Below are 22,750 nucleotides of genomic sequence, written 5' to 3'. Positions count from 1 at the left end.
ATAATGACTAAAATTATATAATAATAGACTACAAGGCAGGTGCTATATGAATAACGTATTTCAAAAAGGTCAAAGTATTTTTAATAAATATGTTGGCTTTTTCTTTTTGACTGTATTTTTCCTATGGATAAAGACATATATCGTTCAATTAACACAATTTGACTTAGGGATAGAAAATTCTCTTCAGAAGTTTCTATTATTTATCAATCCGCTCGGATCTGCCTTACTTTTCTTAGGACTTTCTTTCTTTTTAAAAGGGAGAAAAAAGTATATTGGGCTGATTGTCATCGATTTTCTTTTATCGATTTTATTATATGCGAATATCATATTTTACCGTTTCTTTAATGATTTTATTACTCTACCAACATTAACGCAGACACAAAATTTTGGCGATGTAAGCGGAAGTGTGACGTCCCTATTAAAACCATATGATTTCTTATTCTTCATTGATATCATTATTTTGGCTGCCTTACTTGTTTTACGTTTTGTGAAAATTGATGCTAATGACATGAATCGCGGAAAAGTCGCAGCATTATTCTCAATGGCTCTTGCGATTTCTAGTGCGAATCTAGCCCTAGCTGAAACAGACCGCCCTCAATTATTAACCAGAGGATTTGACCGTAATTATATTGTGAAGTATTTAGGTATGTACAATTACACCATTTATGATGCAGTTCAAAGTACGAAAGCATCAGCACAAAGGGTTATGGCGAGCAGTGATGATATTACTGAAGTCGTTAACTATACAAAATCGAATTATGCAAAGCCAAATCCAGCTTACTTTGGTGCTGGAAAAGGAATGAATGTAATCTATCTTCATCTTGAATCAATGCAAAACTTCCTTATTAATTACAAGTTGAATGGGGAAGAAGTAACACCATTTTTAAATTCATTAACGAAAGATCAAAATACGCTTTACTTTGATAATTTCTTCCATCAAACAGGTCAAGGTAAAACATCTGATGCTGAATTCATGTTAGAAAATTCATTATATGGATTACCACAAGGATCAGCATATACGACAAAAGGTTTAAACACATATGAAGCTGCTCCCGCAATACTAGGTCAGCAAGGCTATACGTCTGCTGTATTTCACGGGAATTCAGGAAGCTTCTGGAATCGTAATGAAATTTATAAATCATTTGGTTTTAACAAGTTCTTTGATTCAAACTACTATCAAATAGATTCTAAAGATCTAGCAGAGTATGGACTGATGGATAAGCCATTTTATGAACAATCGATTCCACTTTTGGAATCTTTACCAGAGCCATTCTATACAAAATTTATTACCGTATCGAATCATTATCCGTACCCGATTAATGAAGAAGACGCAACGATTGCACCAGGTACAACGGGTGATAAATCGGTTGATGGGTATTTTCAAACTGCACGATATGCGGACGAAGCATTGAAGCAATTCTTTGACTACTTGAAAAAATCAGGATTATATGATCATTCGATTATTGTCATGTACGGTGATCATTATGGAATTTCAGAAAATCATAATAAAGCAATGGCACAGGTAATGGGAAAAGAAATTACACCATTTGAAAATAGTGGATTACAGCGCGTGCCATTATTTATTCGTGTCCCAGGAATGGAAGGTGGAGTAAACCACGAATACGGTGGTCAAATCGATCTTCTTCCAACACTTCTTCACTTGCTTGGAACGGACACAAAAGAATATGTCCAATTTGGAACCGACCTATTATCTAAACAGCATGATGATGTAGTTCCTTTCAGAAATGGAGGCTTTGTAAGTTCAACTATCACCTCTATTGATGGTAAGTTCTATGATTCCAAAACGGGAATGAAATTAGATAAAGCTAAAACCGAAGAAGCTAAGAAAGATCAGAAAATCGTCGAATATAAATTAAAGCTATCAGATAAAGTTGTAAATGGAGATTTATTACGTTTCTACAAACCTGAAACGTTTATTCCTGTCGACCGATCAAAATATAACTATAATCCCACGACTGATGTGGAACCCAATAAGTAAGTAAAACAAAGAGGGCTGCCTAAGTAAATTTTCTTAGGCAGCCCTCTTTGTGTATTTCGTTTCTATTTCCTGAATCTTTTCCTGTAGATAGTGGAAGATAAGATCATGGACTACTAGTGAAAGGTGGGGGAAATAGTGGGGAAGATTTTTCATATTTACCAAACGGATTGGAGAAATATATTTAGAGTTCCAACTGTAGTTTTGTTAATTGGGGCACTAATGATTCTGCCTTCTGCCTATGCATGGGTTAATATCAAATCGATGTGGGACCCTTACGGCAATACATCGGGGATTCGGGTGGCTGTTAGCAACGAGGATGAAGGAGCGGAAATTCGTGGGAAGAAATTTAATGTTGGAAATGATACTGTAAAAAGCCTAAAAAAGAATCACCAGCTTGGTTGGGTTTTTGTGAAACGGATCGATGCACAGAGTGGCGTAGAGAAAGGGCATTACTATGCATATCTCATTATCCCAAAGGATTTTTCAAAGAAACTTACGAGTATTTTAGAAGTGAACCCCCAAAAACCAAACATAGAGTTCGCTGTTAACGAAAAAATCAATGCCGTGGCGCCGAAAATTGCAAACTCAGGGGCATCGAGTGTTACGGCGCAAATTAGTCAGGCGTTTATTAAAACGGTGGGGAATGAATTATTCTCTGTATTTTATAGAGCAGGTATTGAGCTTGAGCAAGCATTGCCTTCCATTCATAATGTTGAGAAACAAATCTTTGAATTGGAAAAAGCATTACCGCAGATTGAGGAAATGGGAAAACAGGCGATAGAACTGGAGGAGAGGCTGCCCGAAATACAAGCAAAGGGACAGAAAATTATTGAACTTGAACAAAGAATACCCGAAATCCAGCAGGCCGGCACCAGTATCTTAAAGGTTGAAGCTAGTTTGCCACTTTTAAAGGATGTCGGGGACAAAGTGATCGTATTACAGGGGAAACTTACTGATATGCAGCGTACCACCGATATCATTTCAGAAGTAGTCTCGAATTTAAATGAGATAGAAACGAAACTTAAACAAGCAATCGATAGCGTAAAGGATACAAAACAGGTGGATACTACAGCAAATCAAGAGCAATTAGACCAATTGTACGAGGAGTTAGTAAAAATCCATAGTAGCATCCATGAAACTCGGACTGGCATTCAACAGAAAGTGGACGAAGCAACCCGGGTTATAAATTCAGCAGCCTTATTTTTTAAAAATGATTTGCCCAGGGTTGAACAGAAACTACATAAGGCGGCTGATTTTGTGCGGAATGATTTGCCAAAAGTGGAGGAAGACATTCGAAGAGCAAGGAACCTTGTTCAAACAAGGCTTCCCGAACTTGTAAAAGTTGTTCATAAAGCAGCGGACTTAGCTCGAAATGACTTACCAGGATTTGAAACAAAAATTAGAAGCGCGGCCGATAAAATCCGTAAGTTTGAAGGCAGTGTGAATATAAATGATTTAATCCAATTTCTTAAACATGATCCTCAAAAAGAAAGTAACTTTTTATCGAGCCCAATCCTATTGAAAACGAAAAGGTTATTTCCTATCCCGAATTATGGATCGGCGATGACCCCCTTTTATACGATGCTGGCTCTATGGGTCGGAGCCACTCTCCTGATTGCTTCCTTAAAAGTAGATGTCGATGACCCTGAGAATAAATACAAAAGCTACCAAATCTATTTAGGGAGGCTGCTAACATTTGTGACGATCGGCATCTTCCAAGCAGCCATTGTAGCTCTGGGTGATTTGTTTTTAATTCACACGTATGCTGTGGACAAACTTTGGTTTGTACTTTTAAGCATTTTTATCAGTATCGTGTTTGTAACGATTACGTATTCCTTATGTTCGGTGTTCGGAAATATTGGAAAAGGTTTAGCAATCCTTTTCTTAGTCCTGCAAATATCTAGTTCGGGAGCGCCGTTTCCAGTTAGTTTGACCTCTTCCTTTTTTCAAAAATTAAACCCCTTTATGCCGTTTACGTATGCGGTAAGCATGCTCCGTGAAACGGTCGGTGGAATGATCAAAGAGGTGGTTTTTAAAGATATCCTTTCATTAATTGTCTTTGTATTCATTAGTTTTCTTGTAGCACTGATATTAAAAAAACCATTAAGCAAACGGATTCAACAAACAGCAGAAAAAGCAAGGACGACTAAGATTATTCCTTAGATAGGTTGTATATTTTTATAACTAAGTAAAACAATATTAGTTATGGAGGTGGGGCTTGTGGTAAGTGGCCAGCCAAATTTGATTAAGAATAGTCTTCTATCTTCCTCACTAATTGAAAACATTGCTTCTATTAAGAACATGTTCGAATCCTGTGAAGATATCGAATATAAACACATGGACATTTCAAATGTTGAAGGATGTTTAATCTACCATCCAGGAATGGTCGACCTTCAATTGTTAACCGAAATCGAAAGTCATGTCGTAACCATCAATGAACATCACACAGTCAGAACAAAGCAGACCACTCAAAATGTCATAAAAAAGAATTTTTTACCTGTTAGTGTAAAACAATCAAACAATATAGGTACGATTGTTGAGAAGTTGTTAATAGGAATTACAATATTATTGATTGATAATGAAGACCAGGCATATATGCTGCAAACGGCTAAATATACGGGCAGAGCCATAACGGAGGCTGTTACTGAACGAACTGTTCGCGGGCCGCGTGAGGGTTTTATCGAGGATTTAGACACAAACCTAGCGCTTGTACGTAAACGGATACGAACTCCACAATTAAAAGTAAAATTTCTAACCCTGGGTCGACAAACCAATACAAAAATAGGCATTTTATATATGGCTGGAATTGCTAGTGAGGAAATTGTCCAAGAAATAAAAGACCGGCTTTCCAAAATAGACATTGATGGAATATTAGAGAGTCAATATATTGAGTCTCTAATCCAAGATTCAAAGCGGTCTCCGTTCCCAACCATTTACAATACTGATCGTCCAGATAAAGTATGTGGGAGCTTACTTGATGGAAAGGTCGCCATTATCATTGATGGGTCTCCCTTTGTATTGACAGCACCTGCCCTTTTTGTGGAATTCCTCCACACCAGTCAGGATTATTACGATAGTTCGCTAGCTGCAACAATGGTTCGTTGGGTCCGATTTTTGGGGCTTTTTGTAACATTAATCCTTCCTGCTTTTTATGTAGCATTGACCACCTTTCATCCCGATTTATTACAAACAACACTTCTATTGAGAATTGCCGGGAGCCGTGAAGGTCTTCCATATCCCGTTTTAATTGAAGCGATCTTTATGGTCATGACTTACGAACTGATTCGGGAAGCTGGCTTGCGAATGCCTAAAACGTTTGGGAGTCCAATAATAATCACTCTTGCTTTAGTTATCGTTGGCCAAGCAGCCGTGCAGGCTGGAATTATTGGGCCAGTTTTAAGCATTGTTGTTTCGATCACAGCGTTAACATCATTTATTATGCCAAACTATGCGTTTCACCAAATAATTAGAATGTTAGGCATTCCCTTGCTTATTTTGGCTGGTTTTTTTGGATTCATGGGTATCATTATTGGTCTGATGTTCGGCTTAACCCATGTTATTAGTCTGCGTTCTTTCGGTGTTCCCTATTTTTCGCCAGTATCACCTGCATTCTATCAGGGCTGGAAGGATGTCTTTATTCGGGCTCCTTGGTGGGGAATGAAGTCGCGTATTCCAGGTATGAATATCAACAATTTCCACCGAAGTGGAGAGGCTTCTTCATCATCAGTAGGCAGTAAGGAGAAAAAGGATGAGTAATATCAGTAAGTTTAGATGTTTAATAATCATTGTTATTAATTCTTTTTTGCTTATTTCTTTAACAGGCTGCTGGAGCTCACATGAGGCAGAGGAAATTGCAGTCACTGATATCATGGGAATTGATATCAATGAAAAAGGAGAATATGAAATCACAGCATCCATTGTAAAGACTTACCAAATATTTTCGTTAACATCAAAAAATAATTCGGATGGAAAAGGTGAGAATTCTTTAATTATTTCTACAACCGGTAAAAGCATAGTCCAAGCTATTTCCAGATTATCTAGTTCAATCCCGAAAAGACTTTATTTTGGACACATGAATGTACTTGTTTTGGGAAACACTTTTGCTTCTAAGGAAAACTTGGAGCAAAGTTTAGATTATTTTAAAAGAGAAAATGATTTTCGTCCGAATTTGCAACTTTATGTAACAAAAGGGAAGGCAAAGGATATTATTACCACAAAACCAGAGTTAAAGCCAACACTTGGTTTGGAAATAAGAGGCATGTTTGCGACGAATCGGTATGCCACATCTTCAATGGTCAAAGACCTTAGTAAATTTTCAGAGGCATTAAGCAGTGTTTCAACGGAACCTTATACAGGGGTACTATCTACCTCAATTAAGAATGATGAATTAGCTAAAACAGGAAAAGTGGAACCCATTGCAAAAGAAAGTAGTAAAAGTCTGATTCCTCAGGAAAGTAGAGAGGCTTCACTAAGTTTAAACGAAACAGCTGTGTTTAAAAATGGGAAATTAGTTGGATACTTGAATAAAGAGGAGACGAATGGCCTATTGTGGCTTAAAGGAGACCTAGTTAAAGATGTGATCGTTGCTCCTTGTGGAGATGGGCCAAGTGAAGGGAACACTAGTCTCACCATAAGAAAGGTAAACACCTCAATTTCACCTGAAAAGAATGATTCGAAGATTGTTTTTCATGTTGATATTCATGCCGACGGTGAAATCAGTGAGATAACCTGTTCAACCCCTTCTATTTCAAGTAATTATTTAGCTAACCTAAATCGCCAGGTTGAAGGAATAGTAAGAAAAGAAATAGATGATTTGTTTAGAAAGATTAAATATGACTGGAATACAGATATCATTGGCTTTGGTGACCAATTTAAACGGAAATATCCTGAAGATTGGAGGGGAATGGCTTCGTCATGGAAAAAGGATGGTTTTAAAGATACAGACATCGATATAAACATAGATTTTTCCATAACAAGATTCGGCTTACAAAAAGGAACTACATCAGAATAGAGGGAAAAAATGAAAACGTTATTCTTCTTACTATTTATCATACTAGTAGGTATCACAACAGTTTTTCATCTATATACTTCCTGGAAAAAGAAAGAGAAAAAAGTGATGTTTATTCAAATGGGTATCCTGGGATTAGCAATTGTTTTAGGTGGTGTGTTGATATACGAATTCCAGCTTCCATCCTTATCAAAATTATTTAATACAATAAGCCCGTTTTAGTATGATTGGAGGGAATTTCCTATGATTGAAAAGGGAAGAATTAGTAATATTCAGGCTTCTATGTTAGCGATCACTTCTTTGACGATCATCGGGCATTTAATTATTTTGACGGTTGTGATGGCACATAGTAAGCAAGATGGGTGGATTGCAGGAATATTCGGAAGTGCACTGGGGCTCATTGGAATAGTCTCGTTGGTTAAGCTTTCTCAGCGATTTCCAGGCTTAACTTTAATTGAAATTCTTTTTCAGCATTTCTCTTGGATTGGGAAAATACTGGGATTCCTATATTTGTTTTATTTTTTTATCATGGCATGTTTGGCAACAAGACTCTACGCGGAGGCTTATAAAAGAATTATGATGGAAACACCAATGTGGGCATTTATTACGGTGATTCTTCTATTATCAATCTATATCGTTCATAAAGGTCTTGAAACATTAGGAAGATTGAACCAGGTGATGTTGCCGGTTTTGGTCATTTTCGCCATAGCTGTTGTAATCTTAACCATAAATGAAAAAAAGGATTATACCAACCTCCTGCCTTTTTTAGGTAACGGGTTATACCCCGTTTCTTTGGGCTCGCTTACCGTAATGGGGTGGTTTGGTGAATTTGCAATAATGGGAATGGTTTTACCGTATGTTCAAAATCCAAAAAAACTAATGAAAACAGGGATTTATAGCGCACTTTTAACATTGATCTTCTTTTTAGGGCCTATCACAGGGCCTATAGCACTATTTGGGCCAGAGGAAGCCGCGAAAATGGCTTTTCCTACTTTTTCGGAAGTAAGGTATATTGAAGCAGGCGATGTAATCAATCGCTTTGATGCCATTGCGATTCTCTTTTGGACGGTTGGATTAATGATACGTATTTCTTTATTCTTCTATGGGCTGTGCCTTGGGACCGCACAAATATTCAAAACCGATACATACAAACCTTTTATCATTCCATTCGGATGGTTAATCGGTGTAGGTGCCGTACTTTTCGCCAAGAACTATTCCGAAATAAATGAATTTCTGTTTCAGTCATATGTCCCCTTAAATATTCTAATGGGAGCGGCTCTACCACTTCTATTCCTATTCATTACAATGATGCTGAAAAAGAAAAAAACGGTATAAGAACTGGTCTTCAGTTCCTTGGATAGGACTAGGCAGACATTCGAATGAATGTCTGCCTCTTTTTAATTTTGGAACACTCTAGGATTTTTTAAATATTATAATAAATTATATTGACAATTCCTATGCGTATGGTAGGATTAATCTTAATTTAACAATTCAATGAGTTTTTTAAAGGGAGGCGAATCATCTGGAAGGTTCAGAATGGCAGGAAGTAAAGGAACATATTGAACGTATGCTGGACACATTAAAATATGGATCTATTACACTAGTAGTTCAGGATGGAAAAATAGTACAAATTGAGAAAAATGAAAAGGTTCGTCTTCAATCAAATAAAATTCGCTGACTAGAAAAACTTGAGGCGGTCTACACCTTTTTGGGTGGGAGACAGCTTTTGTATTTTGACAAAGGGGGTCCCTAGAGGATGACAAGAACAGTGACTTATAATAATTGGAGTGAAATCTCGGAAAACTTCTCTATTCAGGATGAGACAAAGGGTGCCAGGTCTGTTTTAGAGTGGGCATATAGCAATTATCCTGAAGGGAAAATTATCTATGCATCCAGTTTTGGTGCTGAAGCAATTGTATTAATCGATTTGATTTATCAGGTAAAAAAAGATGCTCAGATTGTTTTTTTAGATACAGGGCTCCACTTTCCTGAAACGTATGAAGTGATTGATAAGATTGAAGCTCGTTTTCCAGAGTTACAAATCGAGCGAAAAACCCCTGATTTGAGTTTAGACCAACAAGCAGCAGAATATGGCTCGGCATTATGGAAACGTGATCCAAACCAATGCTGCCAAATCAGAAAGGTCATCCCTCTGCGCGAGGCATTGACTCCAAAAGATGCATGGATTTCAGGTCTTCGGAGAGAACAGTCGCCAACAAGGAAGGATACGCAATTCGTTAACAAAGATGATAAATTTAAAAATATAAAAATCTGTCCATTAATTCATTGGACGTGGGATGAGGTTTGGGCGTACATCAGGGAAAGAGATCTCCCTTATAACCAATTGCATGATCAAAACTATCCAAGTATTGGCTGTTTCCCATGTACACAGGCCGTCGGAACAAATGGTGATTCCCGAGATGGGCGTTGGACGGGCAGCAGTAAAACGGAGTGCGGTTTGCACTCTAAGTAAAGGAGGTCATTCCTACGCTTACCATAATTGCGGTTTCAATAGGATTATTTTTTGCAGTAAATATTGGTGCTAGTGGCGCTGCAGCGTCGATGGGTATATCCTATGGAGCCGGTGTAATAGCAAAAAGAAAGGCATTGGCTCTTTGTGCCATTGCAGTTTTCCTAGGTGCTTGGCTAGGTGGAGAGGAAGTCGTAAAGACTATTGGGAGCGGGATTGTCCCTAGCAGTACATTTACGACGGCGATTGCCTTGATTGTGCTTGCCTCAGCAGCATTATCATTATTCCTTGCCAACATTTTTGGGATTCCTCTTTCGACCAGCGAAGTGGCAGTAGGATCAGTTATTGGAGCTGGTGTAGTCTATCAATCGGTTTTTGTAGGCAAGGTTTTGTGGATAGCAATGTTTTGGCTGCTTACTCCTTTTGCTGCATTTGTTATTGCCATTTTGGCTGCATCACTGTTGAGGCGACCATTCATTAAAACATGGATGGATAAGTCAAAAGCTGGTCCTATATTAGCAATCATTGTTGTACTTATGGGCTTGTTTGAAGCCTTCTCCGCTGGAATGAATAATGTAGCAAATGCAGTTGGACCACTTGTTGCCGCAGGATTAATGCATAAGGGAGATGCGGTCATCTGGGGCGGTCTAGCCGTTGCACTCGGTGCATTCTTTCTCGGAAACCGAGTGCTTGAAACCAATGGGAAAAAAATAACGACTCTCAGGATAGAAGAAGGTTGTGTAATTTCTGGTACTGGTGCAAGTATTGTTACTGCTGCCTCTCTTTTTGGAATTCCGGTCCCATTAACGCAAATTACCACTTCCTCCATAATCGGAATTGGTTATGCTAAATATGGGAAGGCAGTCCTAAAAAAGGATATCGTGGTTCAACTACTAACTGTTTGGATTGTTTCTCCTGTTTTATCGATGGTGCTTTCATACACCATTATTCAATTGGTGATTGAACAAAACTTCTATCCAATTATTGCAATGATAGGTGTTCTAATCTCCGTTTTTGGTGTGATGTTCCTAATGAAGAAAACACCTTCGAAGGTAGTAGTCCCAAATACAAAAGTAGCGAATAAATTAAAATTTGTAGAGAAAGGTTGATCAAAATGTCATACTTACCAAAACCTCATGGAGGAAAACTTATTCAAGCATTCGACCCCAATTACGATCTAACCACTATCGAAAAGGAAATTGAAATTGATGCGATTGCATTAAGTGACTTAGAATTAATTGGTATCGGATTATTCAGTCCTTTAAAGGGCTTTCTTGGACAAAAAGACTATGAATCTGTCGTGAGCAATATGCGTTTAGCAGACAATACCATCTGGTCTATCCCTGTAACCTTACCCGTATCTTACGGTGTTGCTGAAACACTTGTGGAAGGAGAAGAGTACAAACTTTCATTTAACAAGGAAGTCTATGGTGTTATTCGGGTTTCAGAATGGTATGAACCTGATTTAGACAAAGAAGCACTTGAAGTATATAAAACAGAAGAACTTGCCCACCCTGGTGTGAAACGTCTTTACGAAAGAGGACCTGTTTACGTTGCTGGGGAAGTTGTACTCGTAAAAAAAGCCGAAAAAGGAGTATTCGGTGATGTGTGGTTTGAACCGAAGGAAACACGGGCTATTTTTGAAGAAAAGGGCTGGAAGACTGTTGTAGGTTTCCAAACAAGAAATCCTATTCATCGTGCACATGAGTACATTCAAAAAGCTGCCCTTGAAACAGTCGATGGCTTGTTCGTCAACCCGCTTGTAGGCGAAACAAAGTCAGATGATGTCCCTGCGGATGTCCGTTTGAAAAGTTACCGCGTTTTACTTGAGAATTATTACCCTAGCGAACGAGTTCAACTTGGTGTGTATCCAGCAGCTATGCGATATGCAGGACCAAGGGAAGCCATTTTCCATGCACTTGCCCGTAAAAACTTTGGCTGCACTCATTTTATTGTTGGTCGTGACCACGCAGGAGTTGGAAACTATTACGGAACTTACGATGCCCAGCATATTTTCAGTAATTTCACAGAAGAAGAACTTGGTATCAAGCCTTTGTTCTTTGAACATAGCTTCTACTGCAATAAATGCGAAGGAATGGCTTCTGATAAAACTTGTCCGCATAGCAAGGAAGACAGAGTGATTCTTTCTGGAACAAAGGTAAGAGAGATGCTGCGAGCAGGAGTACTTCCACCGGCTACCTTCAGCCGCAAAGAAGTTGTTGAAGTGTTAATCGAGGGAATGAAAGAAAAAGCAACCGTGTAAGGAGGAAAAATAAATCAATGTCTAAACCAACGAATATTACTTGGCATGAAACATCTATTTCCAAAAAAAATCGGCGTGAAAAAAATGGTCACGGAAGCTGTGTACTCTGGTTTACGGGACTCTCAGGATCGGGAAAATCAACTATCGCAAATGCTGTATCGAACGAATTGTTCCGTCAGGGGATCAATGAATATGTCCTCGATGGTGATAATATTCGCCACGGTTTAAACAAGGATCTTGGTTTTTCCGATTATGACCGAACTGAAAATATCCGAAGAATTGGCGAAGTTGCCAAGTTGTTTGTCGACAGCGGCAAAGTGGTGACCACCGCCTTTATTTCACCATTTCGCTCTGATCGTGAGCAAGTGCGGGCTTTATTTGAAGACGGTGAATTTATTGAAGTTTTTGTCCAATGTCCAATCGAGGAATGTGAACGTCGCGATCCCAAGCAACTCTATGCGAAAGCGCGTCGTGGCGAAATTAAAGACTTCACGGGAATCGATTCACCTTATGAAGCGCCAGAACAACCGGAAATCACCCTCCGTTCTGATCAGGTAAGTGTGGAAGAGGCAGTGGAACAAGTCTTTGCTTATTTAAGAGAGAAAAAAATTATCTAAATGATGAATAAAGGAGCAGCGAGAATGAGAGGGATTCTTTACATTGGCCACGGCACACGCTCAAAAGAAGGAGCAGCAGAAGCAAATTCCTTCATACATAGAGTAATGGAACGAATTGATGTTTCCATTCAGGAAATGAGCTTTCTAGAGTTGACCGAACCAAGTATTGAGGAAGGCTTTCGGCGCTGTGTGATTAGGGGAGCGACGGAAATTACAGTCATTCCCCTGTTCTTGTTGTCAGCGGGTCACATTAAAGAAGATATTCCTCAAGCACTGACTTCTCTTCAGAAGCGGTTTCCGAATATCGAAGTGAAAATAAGGAATCCTTTTGGTGTCCAGGGGAGGATTCTCGATGGAATTGCTGAACTCGTTAGGAACACTGTCGTAGATTTATCTTCGGAGGATTCCATTTTAATTGTTGGAAGAGGAAGCAGTGACCTTAGCATTCACACTGCCTTCGCACAGATATCTGAAGGGATTCAGGAACGCCTTAGGACGAAACTTGTTTCTGTTTGTTATTTGGCTGCTACTGAGCCCAAGTTCCCAGTAGGTCTTGAGGTTATTTCCAAAAAATCAACTGGAAAAATAATCGTTGTTCCTTATTTATTATTTTCCGGTCTACTTTTAAAGGAAGTCGATCAAAAGGTCAGCATGAGACAAAATCTAGGTCAGCAAATTATCCACACAGGTTCGCTTTGCAAACATCGAGTCATTGAGGATATCATCATTGAGCGGGTTGCAGAATGTTAAAAATACTCTGATTATTGTAAATGCACATTAGCTAATAGTCCAATGGATTATTAGCTATTTCTTTGGAATCAAATTATATAAATGATCTCAAAACATGAACTGAAGTTCACTTTTTAATAGGATAAATGTTATAATAAAGGTGTAAATGTAAATATCTCTTACATAAATAAATCTATTAGAAGAGAGGCTAAAGCAGGGGATAATAAAATGGTAAAATCTAACGAAAAGATGTGATTATGTGACAGAACTTATGAATGAAAAAATTCAACACCGCAAGTTACCACTTCGAAAAGTTATTCTTCGAACCATCGCTATTACAATCGGAGCCATTCTTATGGCTACCGGGTTAGAAATTTTTCTAGTTCCTAACCATGTTATTGATGGCGGCATTACAGGTATTTCAATTATGCTTGCCCATATAATTGGATGGAAATTAGGGATCTTCATCTTCATATTAAACTTGCCTTTTGTTTATATGGGATATAAACAGTTGGGGAAAACCTTTGCATTTTCTACTGTTTATGGAATAATCGTTTTATCTATTTTTGTATCATTTTTCCACCCGATTCCAGCTTTTACTGATGATATTCTCCTTGCTACTGTTTTTGGAGGGATGATTCTGGGTATGGGTGTAGGAATCGTTATCCGAAATGGCGGAGCGTTAGACGGGACAGAAATATTGGCACTTGTGATCACTAAAAAGGTCCCATTTTCAGTTGGCCAGATCATCATGTTTATCAATATCTTTATCTTAGGAGCTGCCGGTTTTGTGTTTAGTTGGGACCGGGCAATGTACTCTTTGTTAGCCTATGTTATTGCATCTAAAGCGATAGATTCTGTTGTTGCAGGATTAGAAGAGTCCAAATCTGTTTGGATTATTAGTGATGAAGCAGAAGAAATTGGAAATGCTATCAATGCCAGACTGGGAAGAGGGGTAACTTACATTAAGGGTCAAGGTGCTTTTACTGGAGATAGCAAGAAGGTCATTTTCAGTATTATCACGAGGTTGGAAGAATCTAAATTAACCACAATTGTAGAGGATATTGATCCGACAGCCTTTTTAGCTATAGCAGACATTTCAGAAGTCCGCGGAGGCCGATTTAAGAAAAAGGATATTCACTAACAATAAATAAAAGGATCTGCAAATGAATCACAGATCCTTCAACTAGTATTAGTGGCCTAAACCAATATCATCTACATGCTTCACATGTTTATTATTAACCCAGATAAAAAGGACCGAAACGATGACAAACCCTGCTCCAACAAGAAATGGAACACTTGGATTATAAATTTCGGCAAGTTTTCCGGCAGTAAAGGGAGCAATCGCGCCTCCAATAAAACGGAGGAAGCTATAAGCAGCAGAGGCCGTTGATCGTTCAACGGGGGCAGCATTCATCACGGCTGTAGTGATGAGTGTATTGTTATTTCCTAATAACGCACCTGCTAGGATAACAGCGGCAATGATCACCCACTGGGTTGATGTCCATATACCCATTGAAACCAAAAGGAGAGCAAACAAGGTTAACATCATACACATCGATTTTATGGTTCCAAACCATCCGGAAAGTTTTGGAGCCATAAATACAGAGGTGACAGCCAGTAGGATACCCCAGCCAAGAAATACGAAGCCTAATCCGTGTTCATCCAAGCCCATAACGAAAGGTGCATATGCCAGCAAGGTGAAGAAGCCAAAATTGTAAAGGGCAGCTGCAATACCGAACACTAACAGTGAACGATGCTTTAAAGCGCGAAATGGATCTAATAATGAAGTGCGAGCTTTTACCGCATTTTGAGCAGTTGCTTTTGGCATTAGGATGAAAAGGCCAATAAAGGCAATAACCATCAAGGTGGCGACCCCAAGAAACGGGCCACGCCATGACATCGCGCCAAGCCAACCGCCAAGTAGCGGGCCAACTGAAATCCCTAGTCCGATTGCAGCTTCGTATAAAATGATTGCTTTTGCCGTTCCACTATTTGAGAGGGAAACGATCGCAGATAAAGCCGTTGCAACAAACAGTGCATTTCCAAGGCCCCAGCCGCCTCGAAGCCCAACGAGTGTCCAAATACCATTTGAAATACCGCCAAGTGCCGAAAATACCGCAATGATTACGATTCCAGAAAGTAACGTCCATTTGATGCCAAGCCTTGTTGAGATTACCCCAGTAATAAGCATGGCAACTGCCATAACGGCATTATAGCTAGTGAATAGTAAGGTTACTTCAGTTTGTGTGGCATTTAATTGTTCGGCGATTGCCGGTAAAATAGGATCAACAAGACCCAACCCCATGAACGCGATAATACTTGCAAAAAAAACAGCCCAAACTGCTTTTGGCTGGGTAAGTAAACCAACCTTTTTACCGATTTCCTCCGATTTGTGTGGCTGCATTGTTAATTTAGATTCTGGTCTTGGTGACATCTAATTTCCCCCTGTATTTTTGTTTCCATCCTTTTTAATTAGTTGTATGATGAAAGTATATAATTGTATTATACAATCAATTTCCACTGCGTCAATAGTGCTTTTGCAATGAATGTAAGGTTGAGATTACATATCATAGAGTACATATGTTATCATATTTGTTATATAGAAATAAGGTTGACAGTGAGGAAGGAAAGAAATGGATGAACATTCATTAGAAATGATCGAACTTGAACTAGCAATTCTGATTCGCCGAACTACTTCAATTTCGAACAATAAAAAATTCGGGAATCTTGATAGATCTGCCTATTTAATCCTTCGCCGCATCAAATCGAAGGGGGCAGTAGGGGTTAAAGTTTTGGCGGAGGAATTCAAGTTAGATATATCTACAGTCAGTAGACAGGCAGCAGCTTTAGAGCATAAAGGTTATTTGTATAGAATTCCCGATCCATTGGATGGGAGAGCTTACACTCTTCAGTTAACTGAACAGGGTACAAATGAATTATTCGATTATAAACAGGCACGTTTGAAGCGAATTACCGAACTATTAGAAGACTGGACTGATGAGGAACGCAAATTATTCGGGATACTTTTGGAAAAATTCAATCAGTCATTTAATACCTAAATTTTTATAACTGTTTTTTATAAAGGGTAGGAGAAGATAATTATGGACACTAAAAGAATTGAACAAGACTTCTTAGGAAAAAAAGAAATACCAACAGATGCTTACTATGGTATTCAAACACTTAGGGCAGTTGAAAATTTTCCAATTACAGGTTATCGAATTCATGAAGATTTAATAATAGCGATTGCGATGGTTAAAAAAGCGGCTGCAATTGCCAATATGAATACGAAGAGGCTGTATAGTGGACTTGGCAACGTTATTAGCCAAGCGGCTGATGAAATGATTGAAGGTAAATGGAACAATCAGTTTATCGTTGACCCGATCCAAGGTGGAGCAGGGACATCAATGAATATGAACGCTAATGAAGTGATTGCCAACCGTGCACTAGAATTACTTGGTCATGAAAAAGGTGCTTATATGCATTTAAGTCCCAATACACATGTTAATATGTCGCAATCAACGAATGATGTATTTCCTACAGCTATTCATATAGCAACACTCAGATTACTTGAAAAATTGCTAGCGACTATGCAGGATATGCTTAAGGTCTTTAAGGATAAAGCTAAGCAATTTGAAAACGTTATTAAAATGGGTCGGACCCATCTTCAGGATGCCGTTCCGATTCGATTAGGTCAGGAATTTGAGGCTTACTCTCGAGTGCTTGAACGGGATATTAAACGGGTCCATCTTTCACGGGGGAATTTATATGAAGTGAACATGGGAGCAACAGCAGTTGGAACAGGATTAAATGCAGACCCAAAATATATACTAGATGTGGTTAAACAGCTTACAGAAATCAGTGGATTACCGTTGGTCAATGCAGAACATTTGGTTGATGCTACGCAAAATACGGATGCTTATACCGAAGTTTCAGCAGCATTAAAGGTGTGTATGATGAACATGTCTAAAATCGCTAATGACCTTCGGTTAATGGCATCAGGTCCTCGTGCAGGCCTTGCTGAGATTTCCCTTCCAGCCCGTCAGCCAGGATCTTCGATCATGCCTGGAAAAGTAAACCCTGTTATGCCGGAACTGATTAATCAAATCGCCTTTCAGGTGATTGGAAACGACCATACCATTTGTCTAGCTTCAGAAGCAGGCCAGCTTGAATTGAACGTCATGGAACCTGTATTAGTCTTTAACCTACTTCAATCTATTAGTATTATGAACAACGGATTCCGATCGTTTACGGATCATTGTCTTGTAGGGATTGAAGCTAATGAGGCTCGCTTAAAAGAGAATGTTGAAAAAAGCGTAGGTATTATTACAGCGGTTAATCCACACCTTGGTTATGAAGTGGCAGCGAGAATCGCTAGAGAAGCAACTATAACTGGCAAGTCTGTTCGTGAATTATGCCTGAAATATGATGTCCTAAGCGAAGAAGAATTAGATCTTATTTTGAATATATATGAAATGACCAAACCGGGAATCGCAGGTGCTGCTCTTTTAGAAAAAGATTAAAGTTCTTTTTACAAAAATATTATTCTTTTAAATAAGGAGTGCCTGACACCGGAACATTTACGAATGGAGTGTCAGGCACCATTTTTTTTACTGTAATAAGTCGCTCAATGGAACCAGTTGGTACCCTTGGGCTCTTAGCCATGGGATTACTTGATTAACAGCATCCGGCGTATTTATTCCGCCGATATGCATGAGGATGATGTCACCGTTGCTTGCTCCAGTTTTAATCCGGGAGATGATTACCCCAGTAGCCGGCTGCTGCCAGTCTATCGTATCCAGTGACCACTGGATGCTGTACGGGTACCCAGCTTCGCCAGCTGTTTTAAGAGCGGATGAATTATATGATCCGAATGGAAAGCGAAAATACGGCTGGGGTGATTTTCCCGTTGCATTCTTGATTGCTTCTTCAGCTTTGATAATATCCTTTTTAAATGCACTAGCTGTCGTTTTTACTGCGTCCGGATGGGAATAAGAATGGTTACCTATATCATGTCCTTCATCGGCAATTCTTTTGGCGAGGTTTGGATATTTCACAACCCATTTACCAGTAAGGAAGAAGGTGGCTTTGACATTATGCTTTTTCAACACATCGAGTATCCCAATGCCCACTGCATCACTACCGGCATCAAAAGTTAATGCGATTTTTTTCTGCTGGAGGCTGCCGTTTGAAATAATCACAGATGAAGCTGTTGTAGGTGGGGGATCCTGCCTTGGTGGATCTGCAGGTTGTGCCGGCTCTACATTCTTCCCATAAAGCTTCAATATTTGACCCACATAGATGACATCGGAGGGGAGACGGTTCCATTGCTTTATTTTTTCTACAGTCACATTTGCTCGTTTGGCGATGGAGAATAAGGTATCGCCTTTAACGACCTTGTAGTCAACTGTTTCGTTATCACCCACAATAATTTGTGCGGGAGTAGTAGGGTTAGGTTGATTAGGTTCTTCTTTTGCAGGTTCTTCGGATGGAGGGTTTACAATGTCGGGTGGATTTTCATTTCCTGAATCGGTTCCATTATTTTGTCCGGAACCTGAGGGTATCTCTGTTTTAGGAGAATCAACTGTTTCTCCACTCCTAAGGGCAGGCAGGTTCCTATCGTGAAAAAACAACAGGAAAACAACGCATAGCAAACATATTGTTGCGAGAGTATAATAAATTCCTTTTCCTCTTGTTCGATGGGCATGTGAAATTACTCCTAAAACAAGAGATACTGAAAATAAAAGAATGCTAACAAGTATTAAGATTTCTGCCATGGTAATTCCCCCTTTATTTTCGTTCTGACCAGGGTGCAGAAATCGTTTAGTACAAGGAATAATTTGGTGCTGAAGTCGAAGAGGGGACTAAAGTGGTATTGATATATAATTGATTTCTGCTTTAATTATACCATATGAGGAAATGGGCTTAGATGCCACGCACCTTTAAAAAAAGCCTACGATTTATACAAACTTCATTTTGTTTATTATTTTTATATTATTATTTCCAACTTTTTTGCAGGAAATTGTAAATAAAAATGGAATAGAATAGGAGAGTCATATGAAACAAAATACATTGGGTATCGTCTAACTATTTATAGAAGGGCATAGAGCTATAAAAAAAGGGGTCAAGTAGGATAAAATGGCGAAGCAAAATTGGGTAATTTCACTTTTAGTAGCAGTTTGTTTAATAGGAACTGGATGTACGGAACAAACCGCAAAAGAAAAAGAGGCAAAGGCAGCAGAAATTCAACAAAAGATTGTAAAAGAGAAAAAATTACAAGAAGAAAAAAAACTGGCAGAAACAAAGAAACGTGAAGAAGAACGAAAACTGGAAGAAGCAAGGCCTGTATATGTAAATATTATTGATCCGAACACAAAAGACAAGGTAAAAACTTTTAATACGAAGGATTTAGGGTATATAACGAATCCTGAAAATTATAAAGTTGAAATTGCTAAATTGACTAGAGAATTAGCGCGGGGAACTGAATCGAGACCTGGGTACGACAAACGAATGGTTCTTGATAAACTGGATGGAAATGGTCAGGTGATCAAAGGAATACCTCAAACAATTCTTGATGAAGAAGAATTGGCTGAAAAGATTATGCTGGCTTCTGAAAAAGGCGGCGATGTAGAGATTCCTTTATATATTAATGCGAGTGGATATAAAAACGAAGACGCGGCCCATTTAGATGAAGTGGTAATTGCCTCATATACTACTTATTTTAATAGTGGTGTTGTGGGAAGAACGAAAAATATTGAACTATCGGCAGAAGCGATAAATAATGTCATCCTTGGAACGAATGATTATTTCTCATTCAATACGACTGTTGGCCCAAGTGATGCGGGGCACGGGTACCAAAAAGCAGCAGAGATTAATTACGGGAAATTAGTCGAAGGATATGGCGGAGGCATTTGCCAAACTTCTTCTACTTTGTATAATGCAATCGATCAACTAGCTGTAACTTATGTAGAAAAACATCATCATTCCTTAAAGGTCGGTTACGTGCCAAAAGGAAGAGATGCTACCGTATCCTATGGCGGCAAAGATTTTAGATTTCAAAATACATCTGGTGTACCTTTAATATTAAAGGCAATTGTAAGAAATGGGTCTCTAACAGTAGAGGTAAGGACATCAACAGCCTACCAAGACCAAGTAAAGAAGGGTATCTAGCTAGTAAGAATGTGAAGTTTGCCACATGAAAAGATGCCATTAAAGACAGACAGAATCCCTTCATTGAACCGAGAAAACGGGTTTGAGGAAGGGATTTTTTGTTTATTTTTAATTGATTACCGTTTTACGGTATTACCTCATTTCCTCCCAATCTGTATATTGACCACTGCCTTGACATCCCGGGCATTCAAACGAATTAAAGTATGCAAATTCATTATAAGGGTACACGGTATAGCCTCGACCATAACAATCAGGACATTTGCCCTGGTCTTTCATATTCGAGACATGATTCTGGTATTTAGTCTCTTTCCACTGGTTAAAAGAGTTGAGTAGTCCCATTTTATTCACCTCATCTTTTTTCTTCTTAGTATGGAGAAAAAATGGAATTATTATGCTTGTATTATTTTATTGCAAATAGGGAAACGATTGAAATATACAATTTTCCATTTATCAAACTTCAATACTTTTCTATAATAATTTTATGTAAATACAGTCATTTTTGTGAATGGTTTTACAATGGAAATAAAAAAAGTGGAAAGCATCATTGCTCTCCACCTTTATAAAATCATGTACATCCTATTTCCCAGAAATATTTAATTTCTTCATTCGATACTGTAAGCTTTGCCGACTTAGTCCAAGTAGTTGGGCTGACTTAGAAACATTAAAATTATTTTTAGTTAATACATGGTCAATATAAGATTTTTCAAATAACTCCATTTGTTGTTTTAAGGGAACAGCTATCTCTGCATTTTCTTTTATAAAGTTATCAACTGTAGAAAGAGGGATCATTCTTTCTTTCATCTGCATTTTGCTTCTATATTGGTAGGGTAAATGGGTGTACATGATCCATTCTTCATCGATCATAATATTCATAGCTGCTTCAATAATATGCTCAAGCTCACGAACATTGCCCAGCCAGTCATACTCAAAGAAAGACTGTTTAACTTCCTCTGACAAACCTTTTACATTCATCTGAAAAAGTTCATTGTATTTTTCAATAAAGTTTTGGACTAATAATGGTATATCTTCCTTGCGATCTTTTAAGGGTGGGACAAAAATAGTTACTACTCCAAGCCGATAATATAAATCTTTACGCATCCGATTATTGGCAATAGCATCGATCGGATCTTCATTCATATTGGCAATAACCCGTACATCAACAGGTGTATCCTTCGTATCACCTATTCGCCGAATGGTCTTTTCCTGAAGAACACGAAGTAACTTTGCCTGAAGATTTAAATTTAATGAATTAATCTCATCTAGCAAAAGTGTTCCACCATTGGCCTGTTCAAATAATCCGGGGGTATCGACAGCACCCGTGAAGGCACCACGCTTTGTCCCAAATAGGAGGCTTTCGATTAAATTATCAGGAAGGGCTGCACAGTTTTGAGAAATAAATGGTGCAGATAATCGCCCGCTCCCGTTGTGAATACTTTGGGCAAAAAGTTCTTTCCCGGTACCTGTATCTCCGACAATCAAAACATAGGAGGAAGTTCGGGTAGCACGTTTAGCAGATTCGATTACTTCCTTAATGGCACGGCTATTTCCGATGATTTTATCAAACGTGTATCGGGTTGATCCTTTATTCATATTGCCTTTAATTAATCGCTCTAGTTTTGTAACATCATTGGCAATTTCAACTGCTCCTTGGAGTTTTTCTTCCGAATAAATTGGGATAGTATTGTTTATTGTCGTAATTTCTCGACCTTTATTGTTAAAATAGGTTTGTTTTACGTTACTCGTTTTTTTTCCTTCGTGCAGCGCTTTTACAAGAGTACTAGATTGATCATCTTTAAACATAAACACATCTAATAGGTTTTTATCAATAACGTCATGAAGGTCCATCGATTCCATTTGCATCATTTTTTTATTATATATAATCGTTTTTCCCGTCTCATCTACGGCATGGACACCAACATCCACCTCGTCCAAAATCCGTTTATACATTCGATTTACATAAAGTAAGTAATTGGCGTTTTGTATAGTTTTCTCCATCGTGATTCATTCCCTTTGTTTTATCCCTTATGCACCTATTTAACCAAATAAAACGTAATAATGCAAAATATTTTTGCAGTTTCGTAGAAAAACCGTGAAAATTTGCAAAGAATATTGGCGTTTGTCAGATTAATTCTCAATTTGGTAACTTTTGTTAGATAAATATTCTTTCCTTTTTTGTGGAAAAATTATTTTGGCGGTATAGGTGCAAAATATTTATTAATCATGCAAAAATATTTTGCCTATTTGTTCAAAAAATGCTCACAAATCGGCATATTAATTTTGGCATGAAACTTGCATTTTAATATTTTGAAATATAGCGATAATTTAGAAATTATTAGCTAGTATTAGCTCTTGAAAATAGGCTACTATTTCCGTATAATTTCTAATGCAAAAGGTTTAATTTGTAGAGCTGCCAGTTTAGGTAGAAAATTATCCTATTATTTTGTGTTAATAAGGTTTGAAAGCGCATTCTTTAAGGGGAAAAGGGGGATATTTT

Annotated in this window: 19 protein-coding genes; 16 read left to right on the top strand and 3 right to left on the bottom strand. The window is 38.3% G+C overall.

The window, feature by feature from the left end; all coding sequences use genetic code 11:
* Positions 1 to 46: 46 nt before the first annotated feature.
* From QF028_RS16140 to QF028_RS16080, 13 genes are all read left to right on the top strand, one after another.
* Positions 47 to 1,999, top strand: a complete 1,953-nt coding sequence (locus QF028_RS16140) for an LTA synthase family protein (protein WP_429466886.1) — start codon at positions 47 to 49, stop codon at positions 1,997 to 1,999.
* A gap of 135 nt (positions 2,000 to 2,134) precedes the next feature.
* Complete coding sequence (locus tag QF028_RS16135; protein WP_429466884.1) at positions 2,135 to 4,162, top strand: YhgE/Pip family protein; 2,028 nt, start codon at positions 2,135 to 2,137, stop codon at positions 4,160 to 4,162.
* Positions 4,163 to 4,219: 57 nt separating this feature from the next.
* The gene (locus QF028_RS16130) at positions 4,220 to 5,755 is read left to right on the top strand and encodes a spore germination protein (protein ID WP_429466882.1); all 1,536 of its coding nucleotides are present in this window, start codon (positions 4,220 to 4,222) and stop codon (positions 5,753 to 5,755) included.
* Positions 5,748 to 7,010: a Ger(x)C family spore germination protein gene (locus QF028_RS16125; protein WP_429466880.1), complete on the top strand. Its 1,263-nt coding sequence runs from the start codon at positions 5,748 to 5,750 to the stop codon at positions 7,008 to 7,010. Before QF028_RS16130 ends, QF028_RS16125 begins: the two co-directional genes overlap by 8 nt.
* A 9-nt stretch (positions 7,011 to 7,019) precedes the next feature.
* Complete coding sequence (locus QF028_RS16120; RefSeq protein ID WP_214712941.1) at positions 7,020 to 7,229, top strand: hypothetical protein; 210 nt, start codon at positions 7,020 to 7,022, stop codon at positions 7,227 to 7,229.
* A gap of 21 nt (positions 7,230 to 7,250) precedes the next feature.
* Positions 7,251 to 8,342 (top strand): GerAB/ArcD/ProY family transporter, encoded by a 1,092-nt coding sequence (locus tag QF028_RS16115; RefSeq protein WP_429466878.1) that lies wholly within the window; start codon positions 7,251 to 7,253, stop codon positions 8,340 to 8,342.
* A gap of 187 nt (positions 8,343 to 8,529) precedes the next feature.
* On the top strand, positions 8,530 to 8,685 hold the full coding sequence (locus tag QF028_RS16110; protein WP_285289242.1) for a YezD family protein: 156 nt from the start codon (positions 8,530 to 8,532) through the stop codon (positions 8,683 to 8,685).
* 78 nt (positions 8,686 to 8,763) lie between these two features.
* The gene (locus QF028_RS16105) at positions 8,764 to 9,480 is read left to right on the top strand and encodes a phosphoadenylyl-sulfate reductase (protein ID WP_429466876.1); all 717 of its coding nucleotides are present in this window, start codon (positions 8,764 to 8,766) and stop codon (positions 9,478 to 9,480) included.
* An 8-nt stretch (positions 9,481 to 9,488) separates the two neighbouring features.
* Positions 9,489 to 10,586: an inorganic phosphate transporter gene (locus QF028_RS16100; protein ID WP_308161867.1), complete on the top strand. Its 1,098-nt coding sequence runs from the start codon at positions 9,489 to 9,491 to the stop codon at positions 10,584 to 10,586.
* A gap of 5 nt (positions 10,587 to 10,591) precedes the next feature.
* Positions 10,592 to 11,740, top strand: a complete 1,149-nt coding sequence (gene sat, locus QF028_RS16095; RefSeq protein ID WP_215003324.1) for a sulfate adenylyltransferase — start codon at positions 10,592 to 10,594, stop codon at positions 11,738 to 11,740.
* Positions 11,741 to 11,757: 17 nt separating this feature from the next.
* Entirely contained in the window at positions 11,758 to 12,357 is a 600-nt protein-coding gene (gene cysC / locus QF028_RS16090; RefSeq protein ID WP_429466874.1) for an adenylyl-sulfate kinase, read from the top strand.
* A gap of 24 nt (positions 12,358 to 12,381) precedes the next feature.
* Entirely contained in the window at positions 12,382 to 13,107 is a 726-nt protein-coding gene (locus QF028_RS16085; protein ID WP_429466872.1) for a sirohydrochlorin chelatase, read from the top strand.
* 238 nt (positions 13,108 to 13,345) lie between these two features.
* Complete coding sequence (locus QF028_RS16080) at positions 13,346 to 14,230, top strand: YitT family protein (protein WP_429466870.1); 885 nt, start codon at positions 13,346 to 13,348, stop codon at positions 14,228 to 14,230.
* Between the two features lie 48 nt (positions 14,231 to 14,278).
* On the opposite strand, the gene QF028_RS16075 is transcribed toward QF028_RS16080, so the two are convergent.
* The gene (locus QF028_RS16075) at positions 14,279 to 15,493 is read right to left on the bottom strand and encodes an MFS transporter (RefSeq protein WP_429472377.1); all 1,215 of its coding nucleotides are present in this window, start codon (positions 15,491 to 15,493) and stop codon (positions 14,279 to 14,281) included.
* 229 nt (positions 15,494 to 15,722) lie between these two features.
* Here QF028_RS16075 and QF028_RS16070 point away from each other — a divergent pair, with 229 nt between their 5' ends.
* Entirely contained in the window at positions 15,723 to 16,148 is a 426-nt protein-coding gene (locus tag QF028_RS16070; protein ID WP_215003315.1) for a MarR family winged helix-turn-helix transcriptional regulator, read from the top strand.
* Between the two features lie 42 nt (positions 16,149 to 16,190).
* Positions 16,191 to 17,609: an aspartate ammonia-lyase gene (gene aspA, locus QF028_RS16065; protein WP_429466868.1), complete on the top strand. Its 1,419-nt coding sequence runs from the start codon at positions 16,191 to 16,193 to the stop codon at positions 17,607 to 17,609.
* Between the two features lie 87 nt (positions 17,610 to 17,696).
* On the opposite strand, the gene QF028_RS16060 is transcribed toward aspA, so the two are convergent.
* On the bottom strand, positions 17,697 to 18,863 hold the full coding sequence (locus tag QF028_RS16060) for a polysaccharide deacetylase family protein (protein ID WP_429466866.1): 1,167 nt from the start codon (positions 18,861 to 18,863) through the stop codon (positions 17,697 to 17,699).
* A 361-nt stretch (positions 18,864 to 19,224) separates the two neighbouring features.
* Between QF028_RS16060 and QF028_RS16055 the strand changes: the two genes are divergently transcribed.
* Complete coding sequence (locus tag QF028_RS16055; protein WP_429466864.1) at positions 19,225 to 20,256, top strand: VanW family protein; 1,032 nt, start codon at positions 19,225 to 19,227, stop codon at positions 20,254 to 20,256.
* A gap of 576 nt (positions 20,257 to 20,832) precedes the next feature.
* Here the strand turns inward: QF028_RS16055 and QF028_RS16050 are convergent.
* Entirely contained in the window at positions 20,833 to 22,251 is a 1,419-nt protein-coding gene (locus QF028_RS16050) for a sigma-54 interaction domain-containing protein (protein WP_410883241.1), read from the bottom strand.
* Between the last annotated feature and the right edge of the window lie 499 nt (positions 22,252 to 22,750).

The sequence above is a fragment of the Neobacillus sp. B4I6 genome (assembly GCF_050434045.1).
GTDB lineage: Bacteria > Bacillota > Bacilli > Bacillales > Cytobacillaceae > Neobacillus.
This window is presented reverse-complemented; position numbering and strand designations above follow the sequence as displayed.

What these genes read in the sequence shown, in the direction of transcription:
- QF028_RS16140 (WP_429466886.1), top strand. Translation starts at nt 47, where the DNA reads ATGAATAACGTATTTCAAAAAGGTCAAAGTATTTTTAATAAATATGTT.
- QF028_RS16125 (WP_429466880.1), top strand. Translation starts at nt 5,748, where the DNA reads ATGAGTAATATCAGTAAGTTTAGATGTTTAATAATCATTGTTATTAAT.
- QF028_RS16120 (WP_214712941.1), top strand. Translation starts at nt 7,020, where the DNA reads ATGAAAACGTTATTCTTCTTACTATTTATCATACTAGTAGGTATCACA.
- QF028_RS16115 (WP_429466878.1), top strand. Translation starts at nt 7,251, where the DNA reads ATGATTGAAAAGGGAAGAATTAGTAATATTCAGGCTTCTATGTTAGCG.
- QF028_RS16105 (WP_429466876.1), top strand. Translation starts at nt 8,764, where the DNA reads ATGACAAGAACAGTGACTTATAATAATTGGAGTGAAATCTCGGAAAAC.
- sat (WP_215003324.1), top strand. Translation starts at nt 10,592, where the DNA reads ATGTCATACTTACCAAAACCTCATGGAGGAAAACTTATTCAAGCATTC.
- cysC (WP_429466874.1), top strand. Translation starts at nt 11,758, where the DNA reads ATGTCTAAACCAACGAATATTACTTGGCATGAAACATCTATTTCCAAA.
- QF028_RS16085 (WP_429466872.1), top strand. Translation starts at nt 12,382, where the DNA reads ATGAGAGGGATTCTTTACATTGGCCACGGCACACGCTCAAAAGAAGGA.
- QF028_RS16075 (WP_429472377.1), bottom strand. Translation starts at nt 15,493, where the DNA reads ATGCAGCCACACAAATCGGAGGAAATCGGTAAAAAGGTTGGTTTACTT.
- QF028_RS16070 (WP_215003315.1), top strand. Translation starts at nt 15,723, where the DNA reads ATGGATGAACATTCATTAGAAATGATCGAACTTGAACTAGCAATTCTG.
- aspA (WP_429466868.1), top strand. Translation starts at nt 16,191, where the DNA reads ATGGACACTAAAAGAATTGAACAAGACTTCTTAGGAAAAAAAGAAATA.
- QF028_RS16060 (WP_429466866.1), bottom strand. Translation starts at nt 18,863, where the DNA reads ATGGCAGAAATCTTAATACTTGTTAGCATTCTTTTATTTTCAGTATCT.
- QF028_RS16055 (WP_429466864.1), top strand. Translation starts at nt 19,225, where the DNA reads ATGGCGAAGCAAAATTGGGTAATTTCACTTTTAGTAGCAGTTTGTTTA.
- QF028_RS16050 (WP_410883241.1), bottom strand. Translation starts at nt 22,251, where the DNA reads ATGGAGAAAACTATACAAAACGCCAATTACTTACTTTATGTAAATCGA.